This is a genomic window from Nocardia sp. NPDC049149 (assembly GCF_043197455.1).
GTDB lineage: Bacteria > Actinomycetota > Actinomycetes > Mycobacteriales > Mycobacteriaceae > Nocardia.
The window spans coordinates 724,030-746,101 of the sequence record NZ_JBICTD010000006.1 but is presented as its reverse complement, the minus strand read 5'-3'; the positions used below and the strand labels follow the sequence as shown (position 1 = coordinate 746,101).

Below are 22,072 nucleotides of genomic sequence, written 5' to 3'. Positions count from 1 at the left end.
TCAGCTACCTGAACATTAAGCGTTTCACATTCGCGCTGGCAGCGGCGGTATATTCGCTCATTGCAGCGCCCGCAACGCCGTTGTCCGCGTTTCTGCGGCAAATATCGGTGATCCAGCTCACCGTCACATTCCGATCAAATTTCTTCTAAAGTTTCCCTGTCCCGGTCCGACGATGACGTCCCGGGGCCGATCGGACAAAGTTCTCGGATGCAGGCCGAAATTCTTGTCACCATTTCGGATCGGCAATAGCCCTACCGCGCACGGGTATTGCCGATGGGCAGCTGAAGGTGTGTCATGGAATTCATCGAACTGGCCGACTATCCGTTGCCGAGCGGCCGGGTGATCGAGTGGCTCCCGACAGCCACTTCACACTGGGCCGATTGGCCGCGAGATACTCGCGCCGTTTCCTATAATCACGAGCATCATCTTCGAGATGCGGTGGAGCACAGCCGGATACGAGATCATCGGCACTACTGGCTCGGCCACGTCTTCCACATCGACGAGCCGCTCGACCCGCAGGCATGGCGCACCGCGCTGGACACCTGGATCGACCGGCACGAAGGATTACGCACACACGTCACCATCGAGGGCGGCCGACCGGCCAGATACACCTTGCCGCCCGGTGAAATCCGGGTCCAGCCGTCCGACGCGGGCGCACCGACCTCGACGATGGCGACCTATCGCCTGGTCCAGGGTCTGCTCGACGACGGAACCTCGCCGCTGCGCTGGCCGTCCTACGTCTGCGTGACCATCGCGAACCGAGACGGCTTCACCGTCGTCTTCGGCGCCGACCACTCGATCATGGACGGCTACTCGACCGTCTCGACCGGCGGCGAGCTGCACGCGCTCTACATTGCGGCCCGCACGGGAGAAACCGCGCGGCTGCTCGAGACCGGCAGCTACGTCGACTTCAGCCAGGACGAGCGCACTCGCGCCATCAGCACGACGGCCGCGGACCCCGCGGTCGACACCTGGCGCATGTTCTTCCCTGAGCACACCGAAAACACCCTCCCCTGCGGCACGCTCAGCAAGGTCGCCGCGGCGCCGATCGAAACCACCGATCCCGCCGAGGCGGCACCACGCCGCGTCTCGCAGCGCAACCTGTCGGTCGAGGTGCTCGACGCCGACGCCGCCGACGCCGCGGCGGCCGTGGCACGCGAACAAGGCCAGGGCCTGTTCGCCGCGCTACTCGCCGCCTTCGCGGTGACCACCACCGAACTCGGTGCGGGCCGCGACTTCCGCACGGTGATCCCGCTGCACACCCGCACCGATCCGCAGTGGGCGGAAACGCTCGGCTGGTTCGTCGGGCTCGCCCCGTTCCAGCTCGATTGCGGTGTCGCCCGCAATCTTTCGGAACTGATCACCCCGGCAGGCCAGGAACTGCGGCGCACCCGCAGCGCGGCGACGGTGCCGTTCGCCAGGGTGTGCGAGCTGCTCGGCACCTGGCCGCGCATCTCGTTCATGGTGTCCTACATGGACATTCGCTCCGCGCCGTCCGCGTCGACCTGGCTCGACACCGACACCCGCTGGCTGCGCAGCCGCAACGTCTCCCCCACCGAGTTCTTCTTCTGGTTCGTGCGCACGCCGATGGGCGTGACGCTCAACATGCGCTATCCGGGCACCACCAAGGCGACCCGCGATATCCACCGTCATGTGCTGCGCATGCGGGATCTGCTTGCCGAGTTCACCCGCTACGGGGACGCACGAATCCGTCCGATCGAAGGAGCGCCGCTGTCATGGTAGAGATGACCCTCACCGAAGATTGGCAGCCGAAGCCAGGCGTGCTCGTCGAATTCACCACCACCGCCGCCAGCAAGGCCGCCACCGAAACCACGGCTCCCTCCGATATTCCCGCGACCTACCTGCAGGAATCCCATATCCGCCGCTGGTCGGCACGCAGGCAGACCGATGACCCGCTCGCCTCCGAGCTCTCGTTCTGCTTCACCGTCGCGCGCCCGTTCGACCCGGAGGCGTTGCGCCGCACCTACATCGCGTTCCTGCAGCGCCACGAGACCCTCCGCTCGTGGTTCCGGATCGACGAGACCGACGGCAGATTCGCGCTGACCAGATACCTGCTCGACCCGGCGGCAGTCGACCTGGAAACCCATACCGTCGCCACCTTCACCGACAGCGGCGACCTCCGCGACGCCCTCGTCGCGAAGTTCAAAGCCAACGCCAACCCAACGCGCTGGCCCGCGATCGTCTGCTGCGCGATCGATCACGGCGCGGACGGCTTCACGGTGGTCTACAGCGCCGACCACGCGTTCACCGACGGCATGTCGGTGCTCACGTCCCTCCTCGAATTCCATGCGCTGTACGCCGCGTTCAGCACTGGCCAGGAGCCTGCGCTCCCGCCGGTCGGCAGCTACGTGGAGTTCGCGAAGGCCGAGCGCGCCGCGGTGGCCGCACAGCCGGCGGAGTTGGCTCGACTGGCCGAGCTGCTCGCCGAGAACGCGCAGCGGGTCCGCCCGCTGCCGATCGAGCTGGGCCTGGCGCCCGGCGAGCTCGCCGACAGCTTCGGCACCAAGGTCGACATGCTCGACGCGGCCGAGATCGACGCGTTCGCCGACGCGTGCAAGGCGGCGGGTGGTTCGTTCTCAGCGGGGCTCTATGCCGCGGTGGCCCTGGCCGAGCTCGAATTCGCGGGCCGGACAAGTTATCTCGGCATGAACGTGGTCGGAACCAGGAGCGCGCCGCAGTATCAGCTCGCCCAGGGCTGGTTCATCAACCTCATCCCGATCGCGTTCGATCTCGAAGGCGCACACCGGTTCACCGAGGTGATCGGCCGGGCAGGCGTCGCCTTGGACTGGGCCAAGCCGCTGTCGAACGTCCCGATCCATGCCGCACTGGAACGGGCCGCCCAGCTCACCGGGGCACCGCTGCCGGTCACCACCGACTGGCCGTGGGTGTCTTACCTGGACATGCGCGCGATGTCCGGTGCGGCATTGGAAAACGCTCTACCAGGTATCTCCGAAATCCATGGGCTCGGCTCGCGCAGCCGGATCGGGCAGACCTCGCCGATCTGGTTCAACCGTGAGCTGGAACGCCTGCACGTCACGATGATGTACCCCGACACCGCGATCGCGCACAAATCGGCCGCGGACTACCTCGGACAGATTCGCACCACCCTGCGCGCCATCGCGCACACCGGTGACTTCGCGGCCACCGGACCTGCTCTCGTGAGGCCATAATGCAGCTGCTCTTTCTCGAACACTTGAGCGCGCCACCGGGAACCCTGCTCGAGTGGACCGCGCTCGCCGAACCAGGACCGACGCCGGATGCCACCCCGGCCACCTCCAACCAATCCATCCATCTCGCCTCCGGCGGCCCGACCACCTGGCTCGCCGCCACCTTCGATGTCGCGGGTCCGATCGACGAATCCGCCTTGCACACCGCGTTTTCGGTGTGGCTGCCGCGCCACGACGCCCTGCACTGCTGCTTCGAGCCGCCGAGCAAGGACCGCCCCGCCGCGGTGCACGTGGTGCACGACACCGATATTCGGCTGGTGCCACGACAGGCCGTGTGCACCTCGAGCACGGAGGAACTGCGGGCGGTGCTCGGCGCCAGGCTCGACGAGGCGTGCTCGCCGTACAGCTTCGCGCCGTACTTCCTCGGCGCCGTCAGCAGGGACGAATCCTCCACCGTGGTCTGCGGATTCGATCACGCGGTGTGCGATGCCTGGTCGATCACGATCGCGGTCGCCGAGCTGGATCTGCTCTACCGCGCCGCCTGCGAGGACGGGGTCGACGGCGCCGTCGCCGCCGCCGACCGACTGCCGGAACCCGGGAGTTTCCTGTCCTATTCGACTCGCGAGGCCGCGGTGCCCGCCGCGTCCACCGGGCCGCTGATCCGCGCGTGGCGCGACTTCCTGCATGCCGCAGGCAACGATCTGCCGCACTTCCCGCTCGATCTCGGCCTGCCCGCTGGCTCGCTCGCGCCGTTCGGCTGCGACGCGCGCCCGCTGCTCGGCGCGACGGCAACCGATGCGCTGCACCGCAAGTCGCGCGCCGACGGGTACTCGATGTTCGCGGCGCTGCTCGCGGCGGTGGCGCTGGCCGCGGCCGACCTCGGCGGGCGCACCGGAACCGATCTGGTGTTCCCGGTGCACACCCGCCGGGAACCGCGACACCACAACACCTTCGGCTGGCTGGTCTCCAACGGGCCCGCGCATATCCCGGTGGCGCATGACTTCTGCGCCACCGCCCGCGGCGCGGAAGAGGCGATCCGGTCTGGACAGCGGCTGGCCCAGGTTCCCGCGAACCGGGTGCTCGCCGCGATGGGCACCGATCTGCGCCGGACCAGACACGATCTGTTCAGCGTTTCCTACACCGACTATCGGTGGCTGCCCGGCGGCTCGCGCAGCGACACCAGCCGCTCGGTGCCGCGAAATCCGGCCCAGTTCAGCCGCAGCGCACCGCTCGACGACGTGCAGATGTGGTTCACCCGCACCGACGAGGGGCTCGCGTTGCGCACCAGATATCCCGCGACCCCCACCGCGGGTGCACTGCTCGGCGAATTCCTCGACCGGGTCACCGCAACCCTGTCCGCCGCGATCTCGGTGCGGGTATGACCATGCGGCAGCGCAGCCTGCGCCAGCGATCCACAAACCACAACGTTCGAGTAGCCCGACCCGATAGTCTCAGCGGTGGATCCACCGAGAGTGTGCTCGTGTCAGCCGGGAGCGTCCGATGATGAAGGCTCTGGTCACCAACGACTTCTCGACGTCATCGGACGCCGACGCAACGCGGTGGCAGGGCCGCGCACTACTGCGGCCCGGCGTCCTCGCCTTCGAAGGGCCGGTGTGGCCCACCGAGATCCACGCCCATCATGCGGTGCAGATCGTTGCCGCCGATACCCCGATCGTCGTCGTCGACGGCGGCGGGGTGCGCAGGAACGGCGCGCACATCGTGGTGCCCACCGACGCGCCGCATCGGGTCGCCGAGGGTGCCGCGCACGGCATCGCGGTGTATCTCGACCCGGAGACCGTCGCGGGCGCAGCCGCGGATCGGCGAGCGCATCTGCACGGGTGGGTGCACTCGCTCGCGGTCGATCCCGCCCACGGTGAGCTCACCGACCACGTGACCGATCTGCTCGCGGATCTGCTGCGCGACGACCCGCAGGCAGGCCAGGGCGACCGGCACGGTGTGGTGACCGCGGCGCTGCAACTGCTGCCGGAGATGGTGCAGGACGGCTCGGTCCGCGGCTCGGATGTGGCACGGCAGCTGGGGATTTCGGCGACCAGGCTCACCCATCTGTTCACCGAACAGGTCGGTATTCCGTTGCGCCGCTACATTCTTTGGCTGCGCCTGCACATCGCGATGACCAGGGTGCTGGCCGGCGACGACGTCAGCACGGCGTCCTACGCGGCCGGGTTCACCGACGACGCACACCTGATCCGCACCTGCAGGCGGACCTTCGGGCTGCCGCCATCGATGATGGGCACGCACGTCGACTGGGACATCAGCCTCTGACGCGTCGACCGTGGCGGGTGTTCCGGCGTTCCCGGACGAGGCACTTGCCCGCACTCGGTATGCTCTAGCCATGGTCACCCGGGCTCAGCTGATGGCGTATGCGGTTATCGCATTCGTCCTGCCTGCCCTCGTGCTGTTCACGGCACCGGCGAGCGAGCCGGGTTCGGTGGCCGTCGTCGGTTTCGTCGCGGCGTCGCTGATCGTCGCCTTCGCGACGGTGCACCCGGCAGGCAGCCTGCCGCTCGCGCCGGTCTGTTCCGGCCCGCCGCCGTCCGCGCAGCGGCGCAGGCGCGGCTCCTTCCTGCGCCAGAGCAATCCCGACACCGCGGGTCGTCCGCGTCCACGAGCACCAGGGTTCGCGATCGCCTGACGCCGACTCCGCAGTCGCGGGGTGGCGTCGGCGTTCTCGCCGACCCTTCCGTTCTCGTGCGCACACGCACGCCCACAGTCAGGTGCTCCCATGCTCGACTTCGTTTACTACCCGGTGTCCGCCATTCTCTGGTTGTGGCACTACGTCTTCGGCGCCGCCCTCGGACCCGCGAGCGCGCTCGCCTGGGTGCTTTCGGTCGTCTTTCTCGTCCTCACCCTCCGCGCCGTGCTGTTCCTGCCCTTTCTGCGGCAGGCCCGCACCCAGGCGATGGTCAAGAAAGTGCAGTCGAAGGTCGACGGTCTGAAGAAAAAGTACGCCAACGATCGCACGCAGCAGGCGAAAGAAATCCAGAAACTGTATAAGGACAACGGCATCAATACCTTTGCGACATTGATTCCGATGATCGGGCAGGTATTGATATTCATCGGGTTGTTCCATGTGCTGCGCTCGTTCGATCGCACCGCCGCGGTCGGTCACCTCCCGTTCCAGGCCATCGCGACACCGATGACGCCAGAGGCGAACGCTATGACACCCAATTACGTCTTCGGCACCGCGGACGTCCAATCCTTCCTGCAGGCAAAGATATTCGGCGCGCCGTTGTCGGCAACGCTCTTCGGTGCGGGCGAGCTGCTGGCAACCGTGGCCGCGATCGCCGTCCCGCTCATGGTGATCGCCGCCGTCGCAACGCATTTCACCGGTCGCGCGTCGTTCGCGCGGCAGGAGACCCCGGCGCAGCTTGCGCTGATGCGCCCGCTGACACTGTGGATCTTCCCTGCGGGGGCCATGATCGGCGGGGCAGTGCTTCCGGTGGCGATCCTGCTCTACTTCGTCACCAACAACGCGTGGACCCTGGCCCAGCAGCACTTCGTCTACCGGCGGCTCGACACCGAGGCGGCCGCCGAGACCCAGCGCGTCGCCGCGGCGCGCGCCGCGACCGCACCGAAGCCGGGGGCCAAACCCGTTCGGCGCAAATGACGTTCGTCATCGGCGCAGCTCGAACGGCGCGGTCAGCCGTTCGAGCTTGTGCGGGTTGCGGATCACGTTGATGCGGGCGATCCGGCCGTCCTCGATCACGAAGGTGACCGCGGAGTCGAGCGTGCCGAACGGATCGAGCCGGGCCGCGACGGCGCCGTTGACCACGATTGTGCTGAGCGCCATGCCCGGCGCGAACTGCGGAAAGCGGGACAGCAGTGCGGCAACGCGCTGGTGGCCGGCGATCGGCCGCAGCACCGACTGCACAATGCCGCCACCGTCGGAGACCAGGACGACATCCGGCGCGAGCACGTCGAGCAGGGCCTGCACGTCACCCGTGTTCATCGCCGCGAGGAACCGGGCGACCACCTCGTGCTGTTCGGTCTGGCTCACCGCCATGCGTGGACGCCGAGCGGCCACGTGCTTGCGTGCGCGGTTCGCGATCTGCCGGACTGCCGCCTCGGATTTGCCGACGGCCTCGGCGATTTCGTCGTACGGCACCTCGAACACCTCGCGCAGCACGAAGACCGCGCGCTCGGCCGGACCGAGCGTTTCCAGCACGGTGAGCATCGCGATCGAGACGCTCTCGGCGAGCTCGACGTCCTCGGCCACGTCGGGGCTCGTCAGCAGAGGTTCGGGCAGCCACTCGCCGACGTAGTCCTCGCGCTGACGCGCCAGCGTCCGCAGCCGGTTGAGCGCTTGCCTGGTGACCACCCTGACCAGGTATGCGCGCGGGTCGCGCACCTCAGCGCGGGCATCGTCACCGATGTCGGCCCAGCGCAGCCAGGTTTCCTGCACGACGTCCTCGGCATCGGCGGCCGAGCCGAGCATCTCGTAGGCGACGGTGAACAGCAGGCTACGGTGCGCGACGAACGGCTCGGTCGCGGCCTCGACGGCCGCTCGGCTCCCGGTGTTGTCCGCCATCTGACCTCCATGTACTCGGTGACGACATGAAGACACCGATGGGGAGCCGATTGTGACACCGCGCCGAGAATCAGTCCTTCGCGGGACTCGCCTCGACGTAGTACTGCACCGCGAGTGTCCGCAACCAGGGGCGGACGGCGGCGGGCGCCCAGCGCATCTTGGGGTCCTGATGGACGACCGGGTCGGTCAGCACGATCTCTTTGCCACGCACCTGCAGACTGAAATCGCCTGCGGCGCAGATGTTCTTGAGCCAGTCGACGTCGCGGCCGTAGGTCAGCGCGATGCGATAGACCCCGTCACGATGGAACACCGAGACCGGAGTTCGATAGGCGCGACCCGATTTTCGGCCCTTGTGCGCCACCACGGCGAAGCCGGGCGCGCGGCCCGCGAACAGCCCCGCGGCGGGGTTGGTGGCATACCGGTTGAATTTCGCCAGCGTGCGCGGAAGCACCATCGGCGCGGTCCTCTCTGGAGGGGTCGTGCGCCGCCCACGTTACCCTCGACCGGTGTCAGTGCAGAACACCGAAATGATCGCGGTTTACGACGCCGACGGCCACGCGGTCGGGTCCGCCGACCGCGCGACGGTCTATCGCGAGGGCCGCTGGCACGCCAGTGCAGGCGTGCTGGTGCGCTCGAGCGACGGCGAACGGATCTACGTGCATCGGCGCACCGACACCAAGATGGTGTTCGCGGGGATGCACGACTGTTTGGCGGGCGGCGTGGTGGAACCGGGGGAAGCTCCGGCGGATACCGCGGTCAGGGAGCTCGCCGAAGAGCTCGGCATCACGGTGTTGGAGGCAGGCGCGCCGCGGCCACTGGCCCGCGTTTCCTGGGACGGCAGGTGGCAGGGCAGACCCATGCGCTGCCACCTTTTCGCCTATGAGCTGCGTTATGACGGACCCATCCGTCATCAGCCCGAAGAGATCGCCGATGGCTGGTGGTGGACCGATGCGCAACTGCGCGCCCACCTCAGCGATCCGAAATGGCCGTTCGTGCCGGACACTCGGGTGTTCATCGACGATCTGCTCACCTGATCAGCGATCAGGATGCGCTGCCGCTGCCCTGCATCAGAAGGGTGGTGAAGATGTTGGCGAACACGCTGAGGATTTCCATTTTTCTCCGTTGCTAGAGATATCGGTGGGGCACCGGAGCTTTGACGACGGACATGAATTCCGCCTGAACTCAGAGCGAACACACGGTCGCCGCGCTCCATTTACCCGGAGGAGGCTACCGAACTCGCCCACGCGGCGAAAGCGCCGGGGTTGCGCGTCTGCAACAGCACCCGACCTGGTCCGACGAAGTCGAAGACGAAGCCCTCGCCGGACTTCAGCGACTGGATCGATCGGCCGGACACCGCGCGCCGGATGGTGAAGTTCATCGACAAGTCGTATGCCACCACATGTCCGGTGTCGATGGTGATCGGCTCGCCCGCCTGCAGGTCGATCACGTCGATCGCGCCGAAGACGCCGACCACGATCTCGCCGTCACCGTGCGCGCGCAACCCGAAGCCGCCCTCGCCGCCGAACAGGTTCGCGAACCCGCCCCACTTGCTTTCCACCTGCACCCCATGGGAATTCGCGATCCAGCCGCCGCGGCTGATGAAAAACGGGCGGTCCGGGGTGATCTGCAGGTTCAGCATGTCGCCTGGCAAGGCGGGTGCCACATCCACCCAGCCACCGTTGGCGGGCGCGGTGAACGTCGAGACGAAGAACGACTCCCCCGCAAGCACCGACCGCTTGAGCCCGGCCAAGATGCCGCCTTCGGCCTTGGCCTGCAACGTGACTCCCGCCGAGTGGGCAACCATGGCGCCGCTCTCGACCCGCATCGGCTCGCCGCCCGCGAGGAAGCACCGCGCGATGGTCGAGGCAGGGTTGTGGCGCAGTTGTACCTTCATATCCGCCGACCCTACCGCCTGATTCGCGCCACGCGGGTGCCCACACCGACCCCAGTATCGGGGATACGGAATCCCGGCCGGACCACCGAGAACTCAGCCCAGCGAGCGCAGGGTGTCGTCGTCGCGGGCGACGACCGCGCCACCGTCGGCGGTCAGCACGATCGGGCGCTGGATGAGCTTCGGGTGCTCGGCCAGCGCGGCGAGCCAGCGGTCCCGGTCTGCGGGCGTGCGGCCCCATGTCGACATGCCGAGGTCCTTCGCGATCGGCTCACCGGTGCGGGTGATGTCCCACGGCTCGGCGCCGAGCCGCTTCAGCACCGACTTCAGTTCAGCGGTGGTCGGCGGTTCGTCGAGATAGCGGCGCACTGTGTACTCGACACCCGCCGCGTCCAGGTGCGCGGTGGCGTTGCGGCTCTTGGTGCACCGCGGGTTGTGCCAGATCTCGGTCTGCCCAGATGTCATGCGGAAAGCGTACCGAGCACGGCTGACACACCAGGGCATCGCGGGCTGTCCGCGGTCGCGTCCCTGACCCGGGTTGGCGCGCCCACTATGCTCGATTCGATGCGTTACCAACTTCGCCCGATCAACACGCTGGATCGTCGGCTTGTGGAGCGCACCGCGCGCTGGCGCTCCACGCCCGCCGATCGATCTCTGCGCACCCTGACCATGAGCGCCAACCACAGTCGCCTCTGGATGGCGATATCCGCCGGACTCTTCGTCGCGGGCGGCCGGGCGCAGCGGCGCGCCGCCGTGCGCGGACTCGTCGCGGTGAGCCTGGCCAGCGGTGTGGCCAACGGTGTCGGCAAGCCGCTGTTCCCGCGCCGCCGCCCGCCGGTCGAAGCGGTGCCGCTGCAGCGGCGGCTCGTCAAACCGCCTCAGTCGTCGTCGTTTCCGTCCGGCCATGCCGCCTCGGCGGCCGCCTTCGTCACCGCGGTGGCTCTCGAAGCCCCGAAGACGGCAGCGGTGCTCGCGCCCGTCGCTGCGGCGGTCGCCTATTCGCGCGTGCACGTCGGCGTGCACTGGCCCACCGATGTGCTGGCCGGCGCCGCACTGGGTTCCGGTGTCGCACTGGCCACCCGGCGCTGGTGGGCGGTGCGCGACGACGAGCCCGCCGACCTCGGTGACACCAAGCGCACCGATCCGCTACCCGGCGGGCGCGGGCTGCTGCTGGTTGTGAACCCGGCCTCGGGCAGCAGTGATGGCGGCGAGCAACTCGCCGTGCTGCGTAGCCGACTGCCCGAGGCCCAACTGCTGGAGCTCGACGGCGACCTCGATCTGAGTGCGGAGCTCGACAAGAAGGTACGCGAGGACGACGTCGCGGCGTTCGGTGTGGTCGGCGGCGACGGCACCGTGTCGACCGTCGCCGAAGCCGCTGTGCGCCACGGGGTTCCGCTCGCCGTCTTCGCGGGCGGCACGCTCAATCACTTCGCCAGGGATATCGGCGTCGAGGATCCCGAGACCACCTTCGCCGCACTCGAATCGGGTCAGCTCGTGCTCGTCGACACCGCCCGCGTGCGCTTGGACGGCGCCGTGGAGCAGGTGTTCGTCAACACGGCGAGCCTCGGCGGCTACCCCGACTTCGTGCGCTTGCGGGAACGCTGGGAGAAGCGGGTAGGCAAGTGGCCCGCGGCGGGATTCTCGATGCTGCGCGTGCTGTTTCGCGCGGCGCCGCTGCACGCCGAGGTCGACGGCAGGCGCAGCGCACTCTGGATGTTGTTCGTCGGCAACGGGGCCTACCATCCGGCGGATCAGATCCCGATGTCGCGCCCGCGACTGCACGACGGGACCCTCGACATCCGTTATCTGCGTGCGGATCTCCCCCTGTCGCGGACCCGCCTGATCTGGGCGACGTTCACCGGGACGCTGGATCGTTCGGCCACCTACGTGCATCGACGCGTCGCACAGCTCGACGTCAGCGTCGACGGTGCTCCGGTGTCACTGGCGACCGACGGCGAAGTCGGCCACCGCGCAATGCGATTGGGCTTCGCCAGTCAGCCTGCCGCACTGGCCGTATTCCGGGAGGCACCACCGGTCAGCCGGTGAAGCCGCCGCTCGGATCGGTGTAGCGGGCGTTGTCGACGCTGTGCAACAGCTCGGCCATCGCCCGCGCGACCTGGGTCAGCTCGTCCAGCACCCGGTTCTCCTCCGGATCGGTGGACCAGCTCGTTTCGAGAGACATCGGAATCCTCCGGTCAGCGGACGGCAGTGGGGATTTGGCTGTGATGGTCGGTGCGGCGCTGATAGGCATCACCGGCGCGCAGCACGGACGCCTCCGCGAAATGCCGGCCGGCGATCGACATCGACAGCGGAGTCTTGTTGCCGCCCAACCCAATCGGCACGGCGAGCACTGGATTGCCGAGCGGGTTCCAATACGGTGTGTGCATCGAATCGAGGATGCTCAACGGTCGCAACTGATCGAGGCTGTCGATGGTAGGTGCGGCGAGGTGTCCGGTCGGCGTAACAACGAGGTCGACCGTGCCGAGCAGCTCGGCCATCCGTTCCTTGGCAATCCGCCGAACCCGTTGCGCCTGTACATAATCCGCGCCGCCGATGGCGGATCCGACGGCCATCAGCAGCCGGGTGCTCTTCCCGTAGTCCTGCCATTGTGACCGCAGGGTGCGGCGGTGATAGGCGTGCGACTCGGCCATCAGCACCACGACGCCGACCGCCATCGCCTCGGGGTACATCGGCAGTTCGATCGGGACGATGGTCGCCCCGGCCTCCCGGAGCACGTCGACGGCCGCCGTGAACCGTTGCTGCATCAGCGGATCGATGCCTGCGGTCGCGTAGCGATCCAGGTCATCGACGCCGATGGTGATCCCGTTCAGGTCGCCGGTGAGCGCGCCGACATAGTCATCGATCGGGGCGGCCGCGCTGTACGGGTCGGCCGCGTCGTGTCCGGCGATCACCGAAAGCAGCAGCGCGCAATCGGCAGCGCTGCGCGCAATCGGCCCGACGTGGTCGAGGGTGTAACTGAGCGGCACCACACCGGATTTCGGCACCCGGCCGAAAGTCGGCTTGAGGCCGGTAGTTCCGGTGAAGAAGGCGGGCATCCGGATGCTGCCGCCGGTGTCGGTGCCGATCGCGCCGAGGAACATGCCCGCCGCGACGCCGCTGGCCGACCCAGAACTGGAGCCGCCCGCCCAGCGAGCCGGGTCCCACGGATTGCGCGGGATCGGGAAGGGCTTGTCCGGGTCGGGCAGCCCGATGGCGAACTCCATCGTGGTGACCTTGCCGGTGACGATGGCGCCCGCCGCTTCCAGCCTGCGCACGACGGTGCAATCGCCGACCGAGGCGCCCCAGGCCGGGTCGAGGACGAGGCTCTGCGCCGTCGTCTTGGCGTAGGAGTGGGCGAGAATGTCCTTGACCCCCACCGGAATTCCCGCCAGCGGTGGGAGCGGGAGATCGGCGGCGAACTTCGCGTCCGCGTCGGCCGCTTGCTTGCGTGCGCGCTCGTCGAATCGCGTGAGATAGACGCCGAGGGTCGGGTCGTATTTGTCGGCGGTGGCCAGTACCCGATCCAGTAGGTCGGTCGCGGTGAGTTCGTGGCGGCGCATTGCCGCCGCGGCTGCGGTGAGGCTCGGGAGCACGTGCTCGGCGGGTAGCGTCACACGCAGGAGTGTAGCCACCGCTCCGACGGCCGTCATGACATCAATCCCTAGTTATGGCAACAACACTCGCGAGCGGCACCAGCCGCCGCTACAGGTGCATCAGCGCAGGCCACACCTGCGACCACGGGTGCCGCTGCCCGCTGCACTTCCAGATGACCACGTCCTGAGTGTTGCCGGGATAGCCGAGGCGCGAGTTGACCTTGCCGACGGACTCGACGTGCTCGAAATCCCACCGCAGGAACGCCTCGTTCATGGCGACGGCGAGCACCACCGGCGCGGCATCGGGCGGGGTCCCGAAATAGCCGTAACCACGGCTCGGACTGTAGATCGGCGGCAGCTCATCCCTGGCCAGTTGATCCAAAGCGCTTGACTGCCAATAGGTGTCGGTGATGATCACGGCGCCCGCTCGCTCCGCGGGCGGCAGCTCGTCGGTAGCGCGGCGGACTTCGTCGGCCAGCTCGTGCCAGCCGAACTCGCCGTAGACCCCGATGTTGATGGTGGCCTCCGCGTCGTCGGCGGGCGGCGGGATCGCCGACGCTGCCCGCCACGGCGTCGACCACAGCACGAACACCGTCGCGGCGAGCGCCAGCGCCACGCCCGCGCCGGTCAGCAGCCGCCGCGCGGTGGCCGGCAGTCCGCGGGCCAGCTCCGCGAGCCCGACCGCGCCCGCCGCAAGCACCACGCCGAACATGCCTGCCACGTAGTAGATCCGCCCGCCGATCACCAGGAAGATCGCGACCAGGACGAGCAGCGTCGCGCCGAGGAACCGATACGGCCGCAGCGACGGGGTGCGCAGCAGCGCCCACACGCCGTACAGCAGCACCACCGCGCCGAGGTAGCCGGCGGTCAGCACCGCGAGCGGAACGAACATCGCCCTGCCGCCGAGAATGCCCTGCTCGCCGCTGATCACCTCGCCCATCGCCAGCTGCGGCCAGTCGTGGTCGGCCTGCCAGAGCAGCATCGGGACGCTCACCAACACCACGATCGCGGCGCCGAGCCACAACAGCGGCCTGCGCACCAGCTCCCGCGGGCCGAACACGAGCGAGGTCAGCGCGACCCCGATCCAGAAGAACGGGATCAGCCACTTCACCTGCATGTCGACCGCGGTCACCAACGCCGCGCACAGCAGCAGCCCGTCGCGGCGGGTGCGCACCCAGCGCACCACGAGCCAGGTGATAATCACCCAGAGCACCGTGTCCACGGCGTTGGTCGTCAGCATCTTGCCCTGCAGCAGCAGGAACGGCGAGGTCGCGTACGCGATGGCGGCCCCGAGTTGGGCGGCCCGGCCGCCGCCGAGCTCGCGGGCGATGCCTGCGGTGAGCACGATGGCCAGCACCGTCAGCAGCACCACCGGCAGCCGGAGCACGAAGAACGATCCCGGCGCGATGAGGTCCATCAGCCTGGCGAGCAACGGAAGCACCGGGCCCTGGTCGGCGTAGCCGAACGCGGGGTGCCGGCCGGCGGCGAGGAAGTAGAGCTCGTCGCCGAAGTAGTCGTAGCGGCTGGCCGAGAACAGCAGCACCCCCGCCGCGAGGGCCGCGATCACGGCGAGACCCTTCGTCGCGAGCGGCGGGCGGACATCGGCTGCCGCGACTAGCTCCTGCCGTTGTTCGGCCTCGGTCACGCCAGCTCCTGGAGGTTTTCCGGGACGGGACCGCTCGAATGTAGCGGGAAATCGCCGTGTTGCTCCGGCACCGGCCGGGCGCGTCCGCGTCCTTTTTGGGTGCGTCCGGCCGGATTCGAGGACGATACTTGGCTCATGAGTGACCGACCAACCACTGAAAACCCTTACGGCACACCGTCCACTACCGGACCGGAGCCGATCGGAAAGTCGCAGGCCAGGACCAACAAGATCGTGCGATCACTGCTCCGAGTGCCGGGGATCTCCCGTTTCGTCGGCAACTATCTGATGACGGTGCACGTCGTCGGGCGCAAGTCCGGCAAGCGCTACGACGTGCCGGTGGCCTACACCAAACACGACGGCAGACTGCTGATCGGCACCGCGCTGCGGCCGTGGGTCAAGAACCTGCAGGCCGGAGACCCGGTTCAGATCTCGCGCGGCCGTAAGCCGGAGACGTTCGTTCCGGTGGTGCACACGACCGAGCAGGACGTCATGCGGCTGTACGCGATCATCGCGGCGGACAACAAGACCAACGCGAAGTTCAACGGGATCGGCTACACCGCCGACGGCGCGCCGAACAAGGCCGATCTGTACCAGACCTGGCAGCTGGGCGGTGTCGTCATCGAGCTGACGCCGCAGGCCTGAATCTCCTGCTTCGCATCGGCTGGCTCACTTACCGCCTTCGGCGAGGGTGACCTGGCTCGGCGCGAAGCTGGCGCCGGTCACGTCGGTGCCACCGGACTTCAGCAGATCCAGTGCCTTGGTGACGTATTCGTTCGTGTAGGCGCTGGCGTCCGGGTCCTTCTTCAGGACGGTGACGCCCTCTTGGTTCTTGGTCTCCTTGGCGATCCGCACGGTGCGATCCCATGCCGCCTTGTCGACCATGCCGATCCCGGCGGGCGACGGCCAGATCAGCTTGTTCACCTCGTTGATCTGCCACTGCTGATGCGACGCGCCGAGCGTGCTGCCCGCGGCGACGGTGATGTCGCGGCACTTGTCGACATTGTTGCGGCAGAACACCCACCCCTTGAGCGAGGCCGCGATGAATTTCACCGTCTGCTCTTGGTATTTGGCGTCGTTCAGCTTCTCGGTGTTGGCCCAGATCGCGTCCTGCAACATCGCAACACCTTCGTCGTTCCAGTCGATGGTGGCGAAATCCTCAGCGGTGTAGAGCTTTCCGGTGGCCGGATTCTTCGTCTCCAACAGCTGCGCGTACTCGTTGTAGGACATGGCCTGTGCGGCCGCGATGTCCTTGGCGAGGAAGGCGTTCATGTCGAACTGCTGCTGCACGAGCTTGACGTCGCGCGAGGGATCGATGCCCGCCTTGGTCATCCCGGCGAAGAGTTCGAATTCGTTGCCGTAGCCCCAGTTTCCGACCGTCTTGCCGCGCAGCGCGGCCGGTCCCGCGATGTTCTCCGACTTGAACGACACCTGCTTGGTGCCCGAGCGCTGGAAGATCTGCGCCACGTCGGTGATGCCCGCACCCGCCTCGCGGGAGGCGAGCGCCTTCGGCACCCAGGCGATGGCGTAGTCGGCCTGGCCCTGCGCGAGCACCGTCTGCGGGACGATATCCGTTCCGCCGTCCAGGATTTCGACGGATAGGCCCTGCTCCTTGTAGAACCCTTGGTCGACCGCGGCCAGGTAGCCCGCGAACTGGCCCTGCTTGAACCACTGCAACTGCAGGCGGACCTTGGTCAGTCCGTCGGCCGTGATGGTCGAGGTGCCGTCGGTGGTGCTGCAGCCGGTCAGCGTGGCGGCGGCCACCGCGACCAGCACCAGACAGGCGCGCAAACGGGTGGTCTTCTTCATCGGGTTCTCCAGAGGGTGGTGCGGGGTCTACGGGTGAGTTGTTCGAGGAGCAGGACCGCGGCCAGGAACAGCAGGCCGACGAGCATCGCGCCCGCCACATACGCCCAAGCGCGCGGGTAGGCGGTATTGGCTGCGGCGGAAGTGATTCTGCTGCCGAGGCCGTTCTGCAGGCCGCCGAAGTATTCGGCGATGATGGCGGCGATCACCGCGCCCGGTGCGGCGATGCGCAGGCCGGTGAACAGGTGCGGCAGTGCCGCGGGGAGGCGGACGGTGCGGGTGATCTGCCAGCCGCCCGCCGCGTACGAGGTCATCAGATCCGTGTGGACCTGCGGCACCTGACGCAGTCCCCTGGCCGTGCTGATGAACATCGGGAAGAACACCACGATGGCGACGACCATCCGGCGCGGGGTGTCCGTCGTGGTCGAGTACATCGAATTCAACAGGGGCGCAAGGGCGACGATCGGCACGGCGGCTGCCGCGGCGGCCAGCGGGGTGAGCAGGCCCTCGACGAGGTGGAAGCGGACGGCGAGCATCGCGGCGATGATGCCGAGAACGCCGCCGACCAGCAGGCCGAGCAGGGCATTGGTTCCGGTCGCCAGCGAGGCGTCGAGGATGCGGTCGAAATTTCCGGTGAATTCGCTCGCGATGGCGGTGGGTGCCGGGAGCAGGAAGGACGGGACGCCTGCGACGACGGTCAGCACCTGCCACAGCGCGAGGCCGCCGATGCCGAAGGCCAACGGCGGCACCACAGTCCGCCAGGGCAGCGTCATCGGGGGAGGTCCCCGGCGTGCCCGCGGTGCAATGCCTCGCGCACCGCCGCCACCGCCTCGAAAAAGGGTGCGCTGGAACGCACATCGTCACCGTCGAGCACTGGATCCCGGCCCCAATCGCCGGTGGGCACGATCTCGGTGATCCGGCCCGGCCGTGGCGACATCACCACCACCCGGTCGGAAAGGAACACTGCCTCCGGGATCGAGTGCGTCACGAAAACCACGGCGGCCTCGGTTTCTCCGGCTATTCGGAGCAGTTCGCCTTGCATCCGTTCGCGGGTCATCTCGTCGAGTGCGCCGAATGGTTCGTCCATCAACAGCAATGACGGTTTCGGCGCCAAGGCGCGCGCGATGGCGACGCGTTGCTGCATGCCGCCGGACAGCTCGGCCGGGTACCGCTTGGCGAAGTCGGTGAGGCCCGCCATCTCCAGCAATTCCGCACTGCGCGTGCGTCGTTCGCTTTTACCCACCTTGTGCAGTTCCAGGGGAAGCTCCACGTTCGCCTGCACCGTGCGCCAGTCCAGCAGGCCTGCCTGTTGGAAGGCGATGCCGTAGTCCTGATCGATGCGCGCCTGCCTCGCGGACTTTCCATGCACCGTCACAGTGCCACCGGTCGGCTGTTCGAGGTCGGCGATGATGCGAAGCAGCGTGGACTTGCCACACCCGGAAGGGCCGATCAGCGAGACGAATTCGCTGGCGGCGACGGTGAGCGTCACCTCCGACAACGCGTGCACCGACCCGGCCACGTAGATCTTCTCCACCCCGGTCAGCTCGACCGCGGCAACGTCGTTCTGCACCGACCCGGTGTCGACAACGACCTCGATCACCCCCTGTTCGTCCGGCGAATCCGGATGTCGCCCTGGGGTATCCGGCCCGGCGACGGCCGGCCGTGCTTTGGCGGTCAACGGGTACCTCCTGGTGAGCTGCCGCTGGGGGCGCGGCGGTGTTGAAGCGAAGTCGAGGGCGGTGCGGGGCGAGTGGCGCCGGACACGGTGCCGCCGATCACCGGCCGCCGCCCGCTGGCCGAGCCGCGCCTGCCGGGCGGTTGTAGCGACGCAGCGCCAGTTCGGCGAGGCCGACCACGGCGGTGATCACGACACCGAGCAGGGCGGCGGCCAGGACAGCTGCGTACAGCCGGGCGGCATTGCCGGTGGCCTGCTGAGAGAAGACGATGATCTGGCGGCCGATGCCGCCTGCGGTGCCGGTGGAGATCTCGGCGACCACCGCGCCGATCACCGACGCCGCCGCGGCCAGCCGTAGCGCGGGCAGCAGATGAGGGACGGCAGCGGGAAACCGCAAGTGCACCAAGGTGTCCCACCAGCCAGCCGAATAGCTGTAGAGAAGTTCCACCGAAGCCTTCGGCGGCGCCTGCAAGCCGCGCAGCATGCCGACCGCGACCGGGAAGAACGCCAGATAAGACGCGATCACCGCGATGCTCATCCACGGCCGCCACGGCTCCCCCGCGATCACGATCTTCCCGCCCCAACCCGCGACCAGCGGAGCCAGCGCGATCAGCGGAACCGTCTGCGACACCACGATATACGGAAACAGCCCGCGCTCCACCCACGCAAAGCGCTGCATCACCACCGCAAGCGCGACACCGACGGCCGTGCCGAGCACCAGCGCAAGCAGCGCGAGCCCGAGCGTGAATCCTGCTGTCCGCACCAGTGTTGCGCCGACCGTCCCTGCGCCGTCGCGCTCACCGAGCACTGTCACCACCGACCACACGTGCGGTAGCGCGGCATCGCCGGTGCGCGGCAGGATCCGTTGGTCACCGATGCTCACACCGCGTTCCGGCACCACCAACTTCACCAGTTCCCAGGCCGCGAGCAGCAGCACCAGCACCGCTACCGCATACCCGACCCGCGCCAACCGCACCCGCGCTGTCACCGAACCTCCCACCTCTGCCGCCGAGCGCGCCCGATCGACCTGGTCGGTCGAATGCCTACGCTCGTCCGCACCGACAACGCGCGCGCTGTCACCAGGCCTCCCATTCGCACCGCCGGGTTGCCCTGGTTGGCTGCGCCGCTGTGCACGACGACACAGCCCGGCACTGAACTCCTACCCGAACTACCGCCGGCCAGGTAGCGCACGGACCGGTCAGCGAACCGGCCGGCGTGCGCCGCCATCAAGCGCCCTCCGTGGCGGTCACCGGGTGCGCCAACCGAGGCAGCACGGACTCGCCATAGGCCTCGAGCGTCGCGGTCTTCGCGTCGTGCTGCAGGTACACCGCGAACTGGTCTACTCCGAGCTTTTCCAGCTCACGCAGCCGCGCCAGCTGATCATCGGGGGTGCCGAGCAGACAGAAGCGGTCCACGATGGTGTCGGGGACGAACTCGGCGTGCGTGTTGCCCGCGCGACCGTGCTGGTTGTAGTCGTATCCCTGCCTGCCCGCGATGTATTCGGTCAGCGCGGCTGGAACGTCGCTGCCCGTCCCGTATTTCGCGACGATGTCGGCGACGTGGTTGCCGACCATGCCGCCGAACCAGCGGCACTGTTCTCGGGCGTGGGCCAACGCGGCATCGGAGCCGTCGGTGACGTATGCCGGTGCGGCGACACAGATCCGCACCGCGCCGGGATCGCGGCCTGCCCGTTCGGCGGCCGACCGCACCCTGGCGATGGTCCACGCGGTGATGTCCGGGTCGGCCAGCTGCAAGATGAAGCCGTCGGCCACCTCGCCGGTGAGATCCAGTGCGCGCGGACCGTATCCGGCCATCCACACCTCGAGCCGAGATTCGGCGGCCCACGGGAACCGCACGATGGTGTCCCCTACCCTGGCGCTGCGCCCGTTGCCGAGTTCGCGGATCACCTCGATGGACTCGCGCAGCGTAGCCAGCGTGGTCGGCTTGCCACCGAGCGTGCGCACCGCCGAATCACCCCGGCCGATACCGCAGATGGTGCGGTTGCCGAACATGTCGTTCAACGTGGCGAAGGTCGACGCGGTGACCGTCCAGTCCCGGGTGGCGGGGTTGGTCACCATCGGGCCGACCGTCACCTTGCGGGTGGCGGCCAGAATCTGGCTGTAGATCACGTACGGCTCTTGCCACAGCAGGTGCGAGTCGAAGGTCCAGACATGCGAGAAGCCATGGGTTTCGGCCTGTCTGGCCAGTTCGACCACGCGCGAGGCGGGGGGTGTGCATTGCAGCACCACACCGATGTCCATGCGGCACTCTCCGTTCGAAGTCGGATACGGCTAAGGGTCAGATCAGGTTCTGCGACAGCGCGCGTTTGACGAAGCGGCCGTGCCCGGCGCTGCCGAGATAGGCGCCGCCATCGATGATCACGCGCCCTCGTGACAGCACGGTGTCGACGTGACCATCGATCTCGAAACCCTCGTAGGCCGAGTAGTCCATGTTCATGTGGTGGGTCTTGCCGAGGCCGATGCTGGTGTGCCCGTTCGGGTCATAGATCACGATGTCGGCGTCCGCGCCGGGACTGATCACGCCCTTGCGCGGGTACATGCCGAACATTCGGGCCGGCGTGGTGCAGCAGACCTCCACCCAGCGTTCCAGCGAGATGCGTCCGCTCTTGACGCCCTGGAACATCAGATCCATCCGGTGCTCGACGCCGCCGATCCCGTTCGGGATCTTGCTGAAATCGCCGATGCCCATCTCCTTCTGGTCCTTCATGCAGAACGGGCAGTGATCGGTGCTGACCGTGGTCACGTCGCCGGTGCGCAGGTAACGCCACAGCTCGTCCTGGTGGCCCTCGGCCCTGGCGCGCAGCGGGGTCGAGCACACCCACTTGGCGCCCTCGAAACCCGGTGCGCTCAACTGTTCTTCGAGCGAGAGATACAGATACTGTGGGCAGGTTTCGCCGAAGACGTTCTGGCCGTTGCCGCGTGCGGTGGCGATCTGCTCCAGCGCCTGTTTCGCCGACACGTGCACGACGTACAGCGGTGCACCGGTCAACTGCGCCAGCATGATCGCGCGATGGGTCGCCTCCTCCTCCATCTGCCACGGGCGGCTGGTGCCGTGGAAGTAGGGCGCGGTGTCACCGCGGGCGATGGACTGCTCGACGAGCACATCGATGGCGATCCCGTTCTCCGCGTGCATCATCAGCAGCGCGCCGAGATCACCCGCCGACTGCATGGCCCGCAGGATCTGGCCGTCGGTGGAGTAGAAGACGCCGGGGTAGGCCATGAACAACTTGAAGCTGGTGACCCCTTCGGACACCAATTCGCTCATCCCCTTGAGGGATTCGTCGTTCACCTCGCCGATGATCTGGTGGAAGCCGTAATCGATCGCGCACTTGCCGTCGGCCTTCTGATGCCAGGCGCCGAGGGTGTCCTGCAGCCGCTCCCCCGGCGTCTGGACCACGAAGTCGACGATCGTCGTCGTCCCGCCCCAGGCGGCGGCGCGGGTGCCGGTCTCGAAGGTGTCGGACGCCTCGGTGCCGCCGAACGGCATCTGCATGTGCGTATGTCCGTCCACGCCACCGGGAATCACGTATTTACCGGTGGCGTCGATGACGACATCGGCGGTGGCGGACAGGTCGGCGCCGAGCGCGGTGGCGCCGGGTTGCAGGACGGCGACGATGGTTTCGTCGTCGACCAGCACGTCGAGCAGTTGCGATCCGGTGGCCGAGACCACCGTGCCGCCATGGATGAATGTCTTCGTCATCTGTGTGT

Annotated in this window: 22 protein-coding genes; 9 read left to right on the top strand and 13 right to left on the bottom strand. The window is 67.9% G+C overall.

Translation table 11 applies throughout. The features are described from left to right. Positions 1 to 294 precede the first annotated feature (294 nt). The 6 genes from ACGFNJ_RS27570 to yidC all read left to right on the top strand — a co-directional run bounded on the left by ACGFNJ_RS27570 (position 295) and on the right by yidC (position 6,816). Complete coding sequence (locus tag ACGFNJ_RS27570; protein WP_393454033.1) at positions 295 to 1,743, top strand: condensation domain-containing protein; 1,449 nt, start codon at positions 295 to 297, stop codon at positions 1,741 to 1,743. Next, positions 1,737 to 3,191 (top strand): condensation domain-containing protein, encoded by a 1,455-nt coding sequence (locus ACGFNJ_RS27565; protein WP_393454030.1) that lies wholly within the window; start codon positions 1,737 to 1,739, stop codon positions 3,189 to 3,191. The genes ACGFNJ_RS27570 and ACGFNJ_RS27565 overlap by 7 nt, the downstream gene beginning before the upstream one ends. Continuing rightward, the gene (locus tag ACGFNJ_RS27560; RefSeq protein ID WP_393454027.1) at positions 3,191 to 4,570 is read left to right on the top strand and encodes a condensation domain-containing protein; all 1,380 of its coding nucleotides are present in this window, start codon (positions 3,191 to 3,193) and stop codon (positions 4,568 to 4,570) included. The genes ACGFNJ_RS27565 and ACGFNJ_RS27560 overlap by 1 nt, the downstream gene beginning before the upstream one ends. Before the next feature lie 118 nt (positions 4,571 to 4,688). Further along, positions 4,689 to 5,471: a helix-turn-helix domain-containing protein gene (locus tag ACGFNJ_RS27555; RefSeq protein WP_393454024.1), complete on the top strand. Its 783-nt coding sequence runs from the start codon at positions 4,689 to 4,691 to the stop codon at positions 5,469 to 5,471. A 70-nt stretch (positions 5,472 to 5,541) separates the two neighbouring features. Then, complete coding sequence (locus ACGFNJ_RS27550; RefSeq protein WP_393454021.1) at positions 5,542 to 5,841, top strand: DUF6412 domain-containing protein; 300 nt, start codon at positions 5,542 to 5,544, stop codon at positions 5,839 to 5,841. Positions 5,842 to 5,931: 90 nt separating this feature from the next. Beyond that, positions 5,932 to 6,816 (top strand): membrane protein insertase YidC, encoded by an 885-nt coding sequence (yidC, locus tag ACGFNJ_RS27545; RefSeq protein ID WP_393454017.1) that lies wholly within the window; start codon positions 5,932 to 5,934, stop codon positions 6,814 to 6,816. A 6-nt stretch (positions 6,817 to 6,822) separates the two neighbouring features. Here the strand turns inward: yidC and ACGFNJ_RS27540 are convergent, their stop codons facing one another. Then, positions 6,823 to 7,737 (bottom strand): RNA polymerase sigma-70 factor, encoded by a 915-nt coding sequence (locus tag ACGFNJ_RS27540; protein ID WP_393454014.1) that lies wholly within the window; start codon positions 7,735 to 7,737, stop codon positions 6,823 to 6,825. Positions 7,738 to 7,807: 70 nt separating this feature from the next. Beyond that, positions 7,808 to 8,191, bottom strand: a complete 384-nt coding sequence (locus tag ACGFNJ_RS27535) for a nitroreductase family deazaflavin-dependent oxidoreductase (protein ID WP_393454011.1) — start codon at positions 8,189 to 8,191, stop codon at positions 7,808 to 7,810. A gap of 73 nt (positions 8,192 to 8,264) precedes the next feature. Here ACGFNJ_RS27535 and ACGFNJ_RS27530 point away from each other — a divergent pair, with 73 nt between their 5' ends. Next, a complete protein-coding gene (locus ACGFNJ_RS27530; RefSeq protein WP_393454218.1) occupies positions 8,265 to 8,771 on the top strand; it encodes an NUDIX domain-containing protein in 507 nt (168 codons plus the stop codon). A gap of 179 nt (positions 8,772 to 8,950) precedes the next feature. Here ACGFNJ_RS27530 and ACGFNJ_RS27525 read toward each other — a convergent pair whose 3' ends face one another. Beyond that, complete coding sequence (locus ACGFNJ_RS27525; protein ID WP_393454008.1) at positions 8,951 to 9,631, bottom strand: TIGR00266 family protein; 681 nt, start codon at positions 9,629 to 9,631, stop codon at positions 8,951 to 8,953. A 93-nt stretch (positions 9,632 to 9,724) separates the two neighbouring features. Further along, positions 9,725 to 10,093, bottom strand: coding sequence for an arsenate reductase family protein (locus tag ACGFNJ_RS27520; RefSeq protein ID WP_393454005.1), 369 nt, complete (start codon positions 10,091 to 10,093; stop codon positions 9,725 to 9,727). A 99-nt stretch (positions 10,094 to 10,192) separates the two neighbouring features. Between ACGFNJ_RS27520 and ACGFNJ_RS27515 the strand changes: the two genes are divergently transcribed. After that, positions 10,193 to 11,674: a bifunctional phosphatase PAP2/diacylglycerol kinase family protein gene (locus ACGFNJ_RS27515; RefSeq protein WP_393454002.1), complete on the top strand. Its 1,482-nt coding sequence runs from the start codon at positions 10,193 to 10,195 to the stop codon at positions 11,672 to 11,674. On the opposite strand, the gene ACGFNJ_RS27510 is transcribed toward ACGFNJ_RS27515, so the two are convergent. From ACGFNJ_RS27510 to ACGFNJ_RS27500, 3 genes are all read right to left on the bottom strand, one after another. After that, positions 11,664 to 11,810 carry a hypothetical protein gene (locus ACGFNJ_RS27510; protein ID WP_393453999.1) on the bottom strand — a complete coding sequence of 49 codons (147 nt, stop codon included), beginning with the start codon at positions 11,808 to 11,810 and terminating at the stop codon, positions 11,664 to 11,666. The two genes, ACGFNJ_RS27515 and ACGFNJ_RS27510, sit on opposite strands and share 11 nt — an antisense overlap. A gap of 13 nt (positions 11,811 to 11,823) precedes the next feature. Further along, on the bottom strand, positions 11,824 to 13,242 hold the full coding sequence (locus ACGFNJ_RS27505; protein ID WP_393453996.1) for an amidase: 1,419 nt from the start codon (positions 13,240 to 13,242) through the stop codon (positions 11,824 to 11,826). 88 nt (positions 13,243 to 13,330) lie between these two features. Next, positions 13,331 to 14,866, bottom strand: coding sequence for an ArnT family glycosyltransferase (locus tag ACGFNJ_RS27500; RefSeq protein WP_393453993.1), 1,536 nt, complete (start codon positions 14,864 to 14,866; stop codon positions 13,331 to 13,333). A gap of 135 nt (positions 14,867 to 15,001) precedes the next feature. On the opposite strand from ACGFNJ_RS27500, the gene ACGFNJ_RS27495 reads away from it, so the two are divergent. Continuing rightward, positions 15,002 to 15,508: a hypothetical protein gene (locus ACGFNJ_RS27495; protein ID WP_393453990.1), complete on the top strand. Its 507-nt coding sequence runs from the start codon at positions 15,002 to 15,004 to the stop codon at positions 15,506 to 15,508. Positions 15,509 to 15,532: 24 nt separating this feature from the next. Here the strand turns inward: ACGFNJ_RS27495 and ACGFNJ_RS27490 are convergent, their stop codons facing one another. The 6 genes from ACGFNJ_RS27490 to hydA all read right to left on the bottom strand — a co-directional run bounded on the left by ACGFNJ_RS27490 (position 15,533) and on the right by hydA (position 22,064). Then, positions 15,533 to 16,672, bottom strand: coding sequence for an ABC transporter substrate-binding protein (locus tag ACGFNJ_RS27490; RefSeq protein WP_393453987.1), 1,140 nt, complete (start codon positions 16,670 to 16,672; stop codon positions 15,533 to 15,535). Continuing rightward, complete coding sequence (locus ACGFNJ_RS27485) at positions 16,669 to 17,442, bottom strand: ABC transporter permease (protein WP_393453984.1); 774 nt, start codon at positions 17,440 to 17,442, stop codon at positions 16,669 to 16,671. The genes ACGFNJ_RS27490 and ACGFNJ_RS27485 overlap by 4 nt, the downstream gene beginning before the upstream one ends. Continuing rightward, on the bottom strand, positions 17,439 to 18,347 hold the full coding sequence (locus ACGFNJ_RS27480) for an ABC transporter ATP-binding protein (RefSeq protein WP_393453981.1): 909 nt from the start codon (positions 18,345 to 18,347) through the stop codon (positions 17,439 to 17,441). The genes ACGFNJ_RS27485 and ACGFNJ_RS27480 overlap by 4 nt, the downstream gene beginning before the upstream one ends. A 97-nt stretch (positions 18,348 to 18,444) precedes the next feature. After that, on the bottom strand, positions 18,445 to 19,332 hold the full coding sequence (locus ACGFNJ_RS27475; RefSeq protein WP_393453978.1) for an ABC transporter permease: 888 nt from the start codon (positions 19,330 to 19,332) through the stop codon (positions 18,445 to 18,447). Between the two features lie 238 nt (positions 19,333 to 19,570). Further along, a complete protein-coding gene (locus tag ACGFNJ_RS27470) occupies positions 19,571 to 20,605 on the bottom strand; it encodes a TIGR03842 family LLM class F420-dependent oxidoreductase (RefSeq protein WP_393453975.1) in 1,035 nt (344 codons plus the stop codon). A gap of 37 nt (positions 20,606 to 20,642) precedes the next feature. Beyond that, positions 20,643 to 22,064, bottom strand: a complete 1,422-nt coding sequence (hydA, locus tag ACGFNJ_RS27465) for a dihydropyrimidinase (RefSeq protein ID WP_393453972.1) — start codon at positions 22,062 to 22,064, stop codon at positions 20,643 to 20,645. Positions 22,065 to 22,072 lie beyond the last annotated feature (8 nt).

Excerpts from the sequence above, each read along its gene's own strand:
- ACGFNJ_RS27530 (WP_393454218.1), top strand. The coding sequence starts at position 8,265 with ATGATCGCGGTTTACGACGCCGACGGCCACGCGGTCGGGTCCGCCGAC.
- ACGFNJ_RS27560 (WP_393454027.1), top strand. The coding sequence starts at position 3,191 with ATGCAGCTGCTCTTTCTCGAACACTTGAGCGCGCCACCGGGAACCCTG.
- ACGFNJ_RS27550 (WP_393454021.1), top strand. The coding sequence starts at position 5,542 with ATGGTCACCCGGGCTCAGCTGATGGCGTATGCGGTTATCGCATTCGTC.
- ACGFNJ_RS27495 (WP_393453990.1), top strand. The coding sequence starts at position 15,002 with ATGAGTGACCGACCAACCACTGAAAACCCTTACGGCACACCGTCCACT.
- ACGFNJ_RS27490 (WP_393453987.1), bottom strand. The coding sequence starts at position 16,672 with ATGAAGAAGACCACCCGTTTGCGCGCCTGTCTGGTGCTGGTCGCGGTG.
- hydA (WP_393453972.1), bottom strand. The coding sequence starts at position 22,064 with ATGACGAAGACATTCATCCATGGCGGCACGGTGGTCTCGGCCACCGGA.
- ACGFNJ_RS27485 (WP_393453984.1), bottom strand. The coding sequence starts at position 17,442 with ATGACGCTGCCCTGGCGGACTGTGGTGCCGCCGTTGGCCTTCGGCATC.
- ACGFNJ_RS27540 (WP_393454014.1), bottom strand. The coding sequence starts at position 7,737 with ATGGCGGACAACACCGGGAGCCGAGCGGCCGTCGAGGCCGCGACCGAG.
- ACGFNJ_RS27515 (WP_393454002.1), top strand. The coding sequence starts at position 10,193 with ATGCGTTACCAACTTCGCCCGATCAACACGCTGGATCGTCGGCTTGTG.
- ACGFNJ_RS27565 (WP_393454030.1), top strand. The coding sequence starts at position 1,737 with ATGGTAGAGATGACCCTCACCGAAGATTGGCAGCCGAAGCCAGGCGTG.
- ACGFNJ_RS27520 (WP_393454005.1), bottom strand. The coding sequence starts at position 10,093 with ATGACATCTGGGCAGACCGAGATCTGGCACAACCCGCGGTGCACCAAG.
- ACGFNJ_RS27510 (WP_393453999.1), bottom strand. The coding sequence starts at position 11,810 with ATGTCTCTCGAAACGAGCTGGTCCACCGATCCGGAGGAGAACCGGGTG.
- ACGFNJ_RS27535 (WP_393454011.1), bottom strand. The coding sequence starts at position 8,191 with ATGGTGCTTCCGCGCACGCTGGCGAAATTCAACCGGTATGCCACCAAC.
- ACGFNJ_RS27470 (WP_393453975.1), bottom strand. The coding sequence starts at position 20,605 with ATGGACATCGGTGTGGTGCTGCAATGCACACCCCCCGCCTCGCGCGTG.
- ACGFNJ_RS27525 (WP_393454008.1), bottom strand. The coding sequence starts at position 9,631 with ATGAAGGTACAACTGCGCCACAACCCTGCCTCGACCATCGCGCGGTGC.
- ACGFNJ_RS27570 (WP_393454033.1), top strand. The coding sequence starts at position 295 with ATGGAATTCATCGAACTGGCCGACTATCCGTTGCCGAGCGGCCGGGTG.
- yidC (WP_393454017.1), top strand. The coding sequence starts at position 5,932 with ATGCTCGACTTCGTTTACTACCCGGTGTCCGCCATTCTCTGGTTGTGG.
- ACGFNJ_RS27555 (WP_393454024.1), top strand. The coding sequence starts at position 4,689 with ATGATGAAGGCTCTGGTCACCAACGACTTCTCGACGTCATCGGACGCC.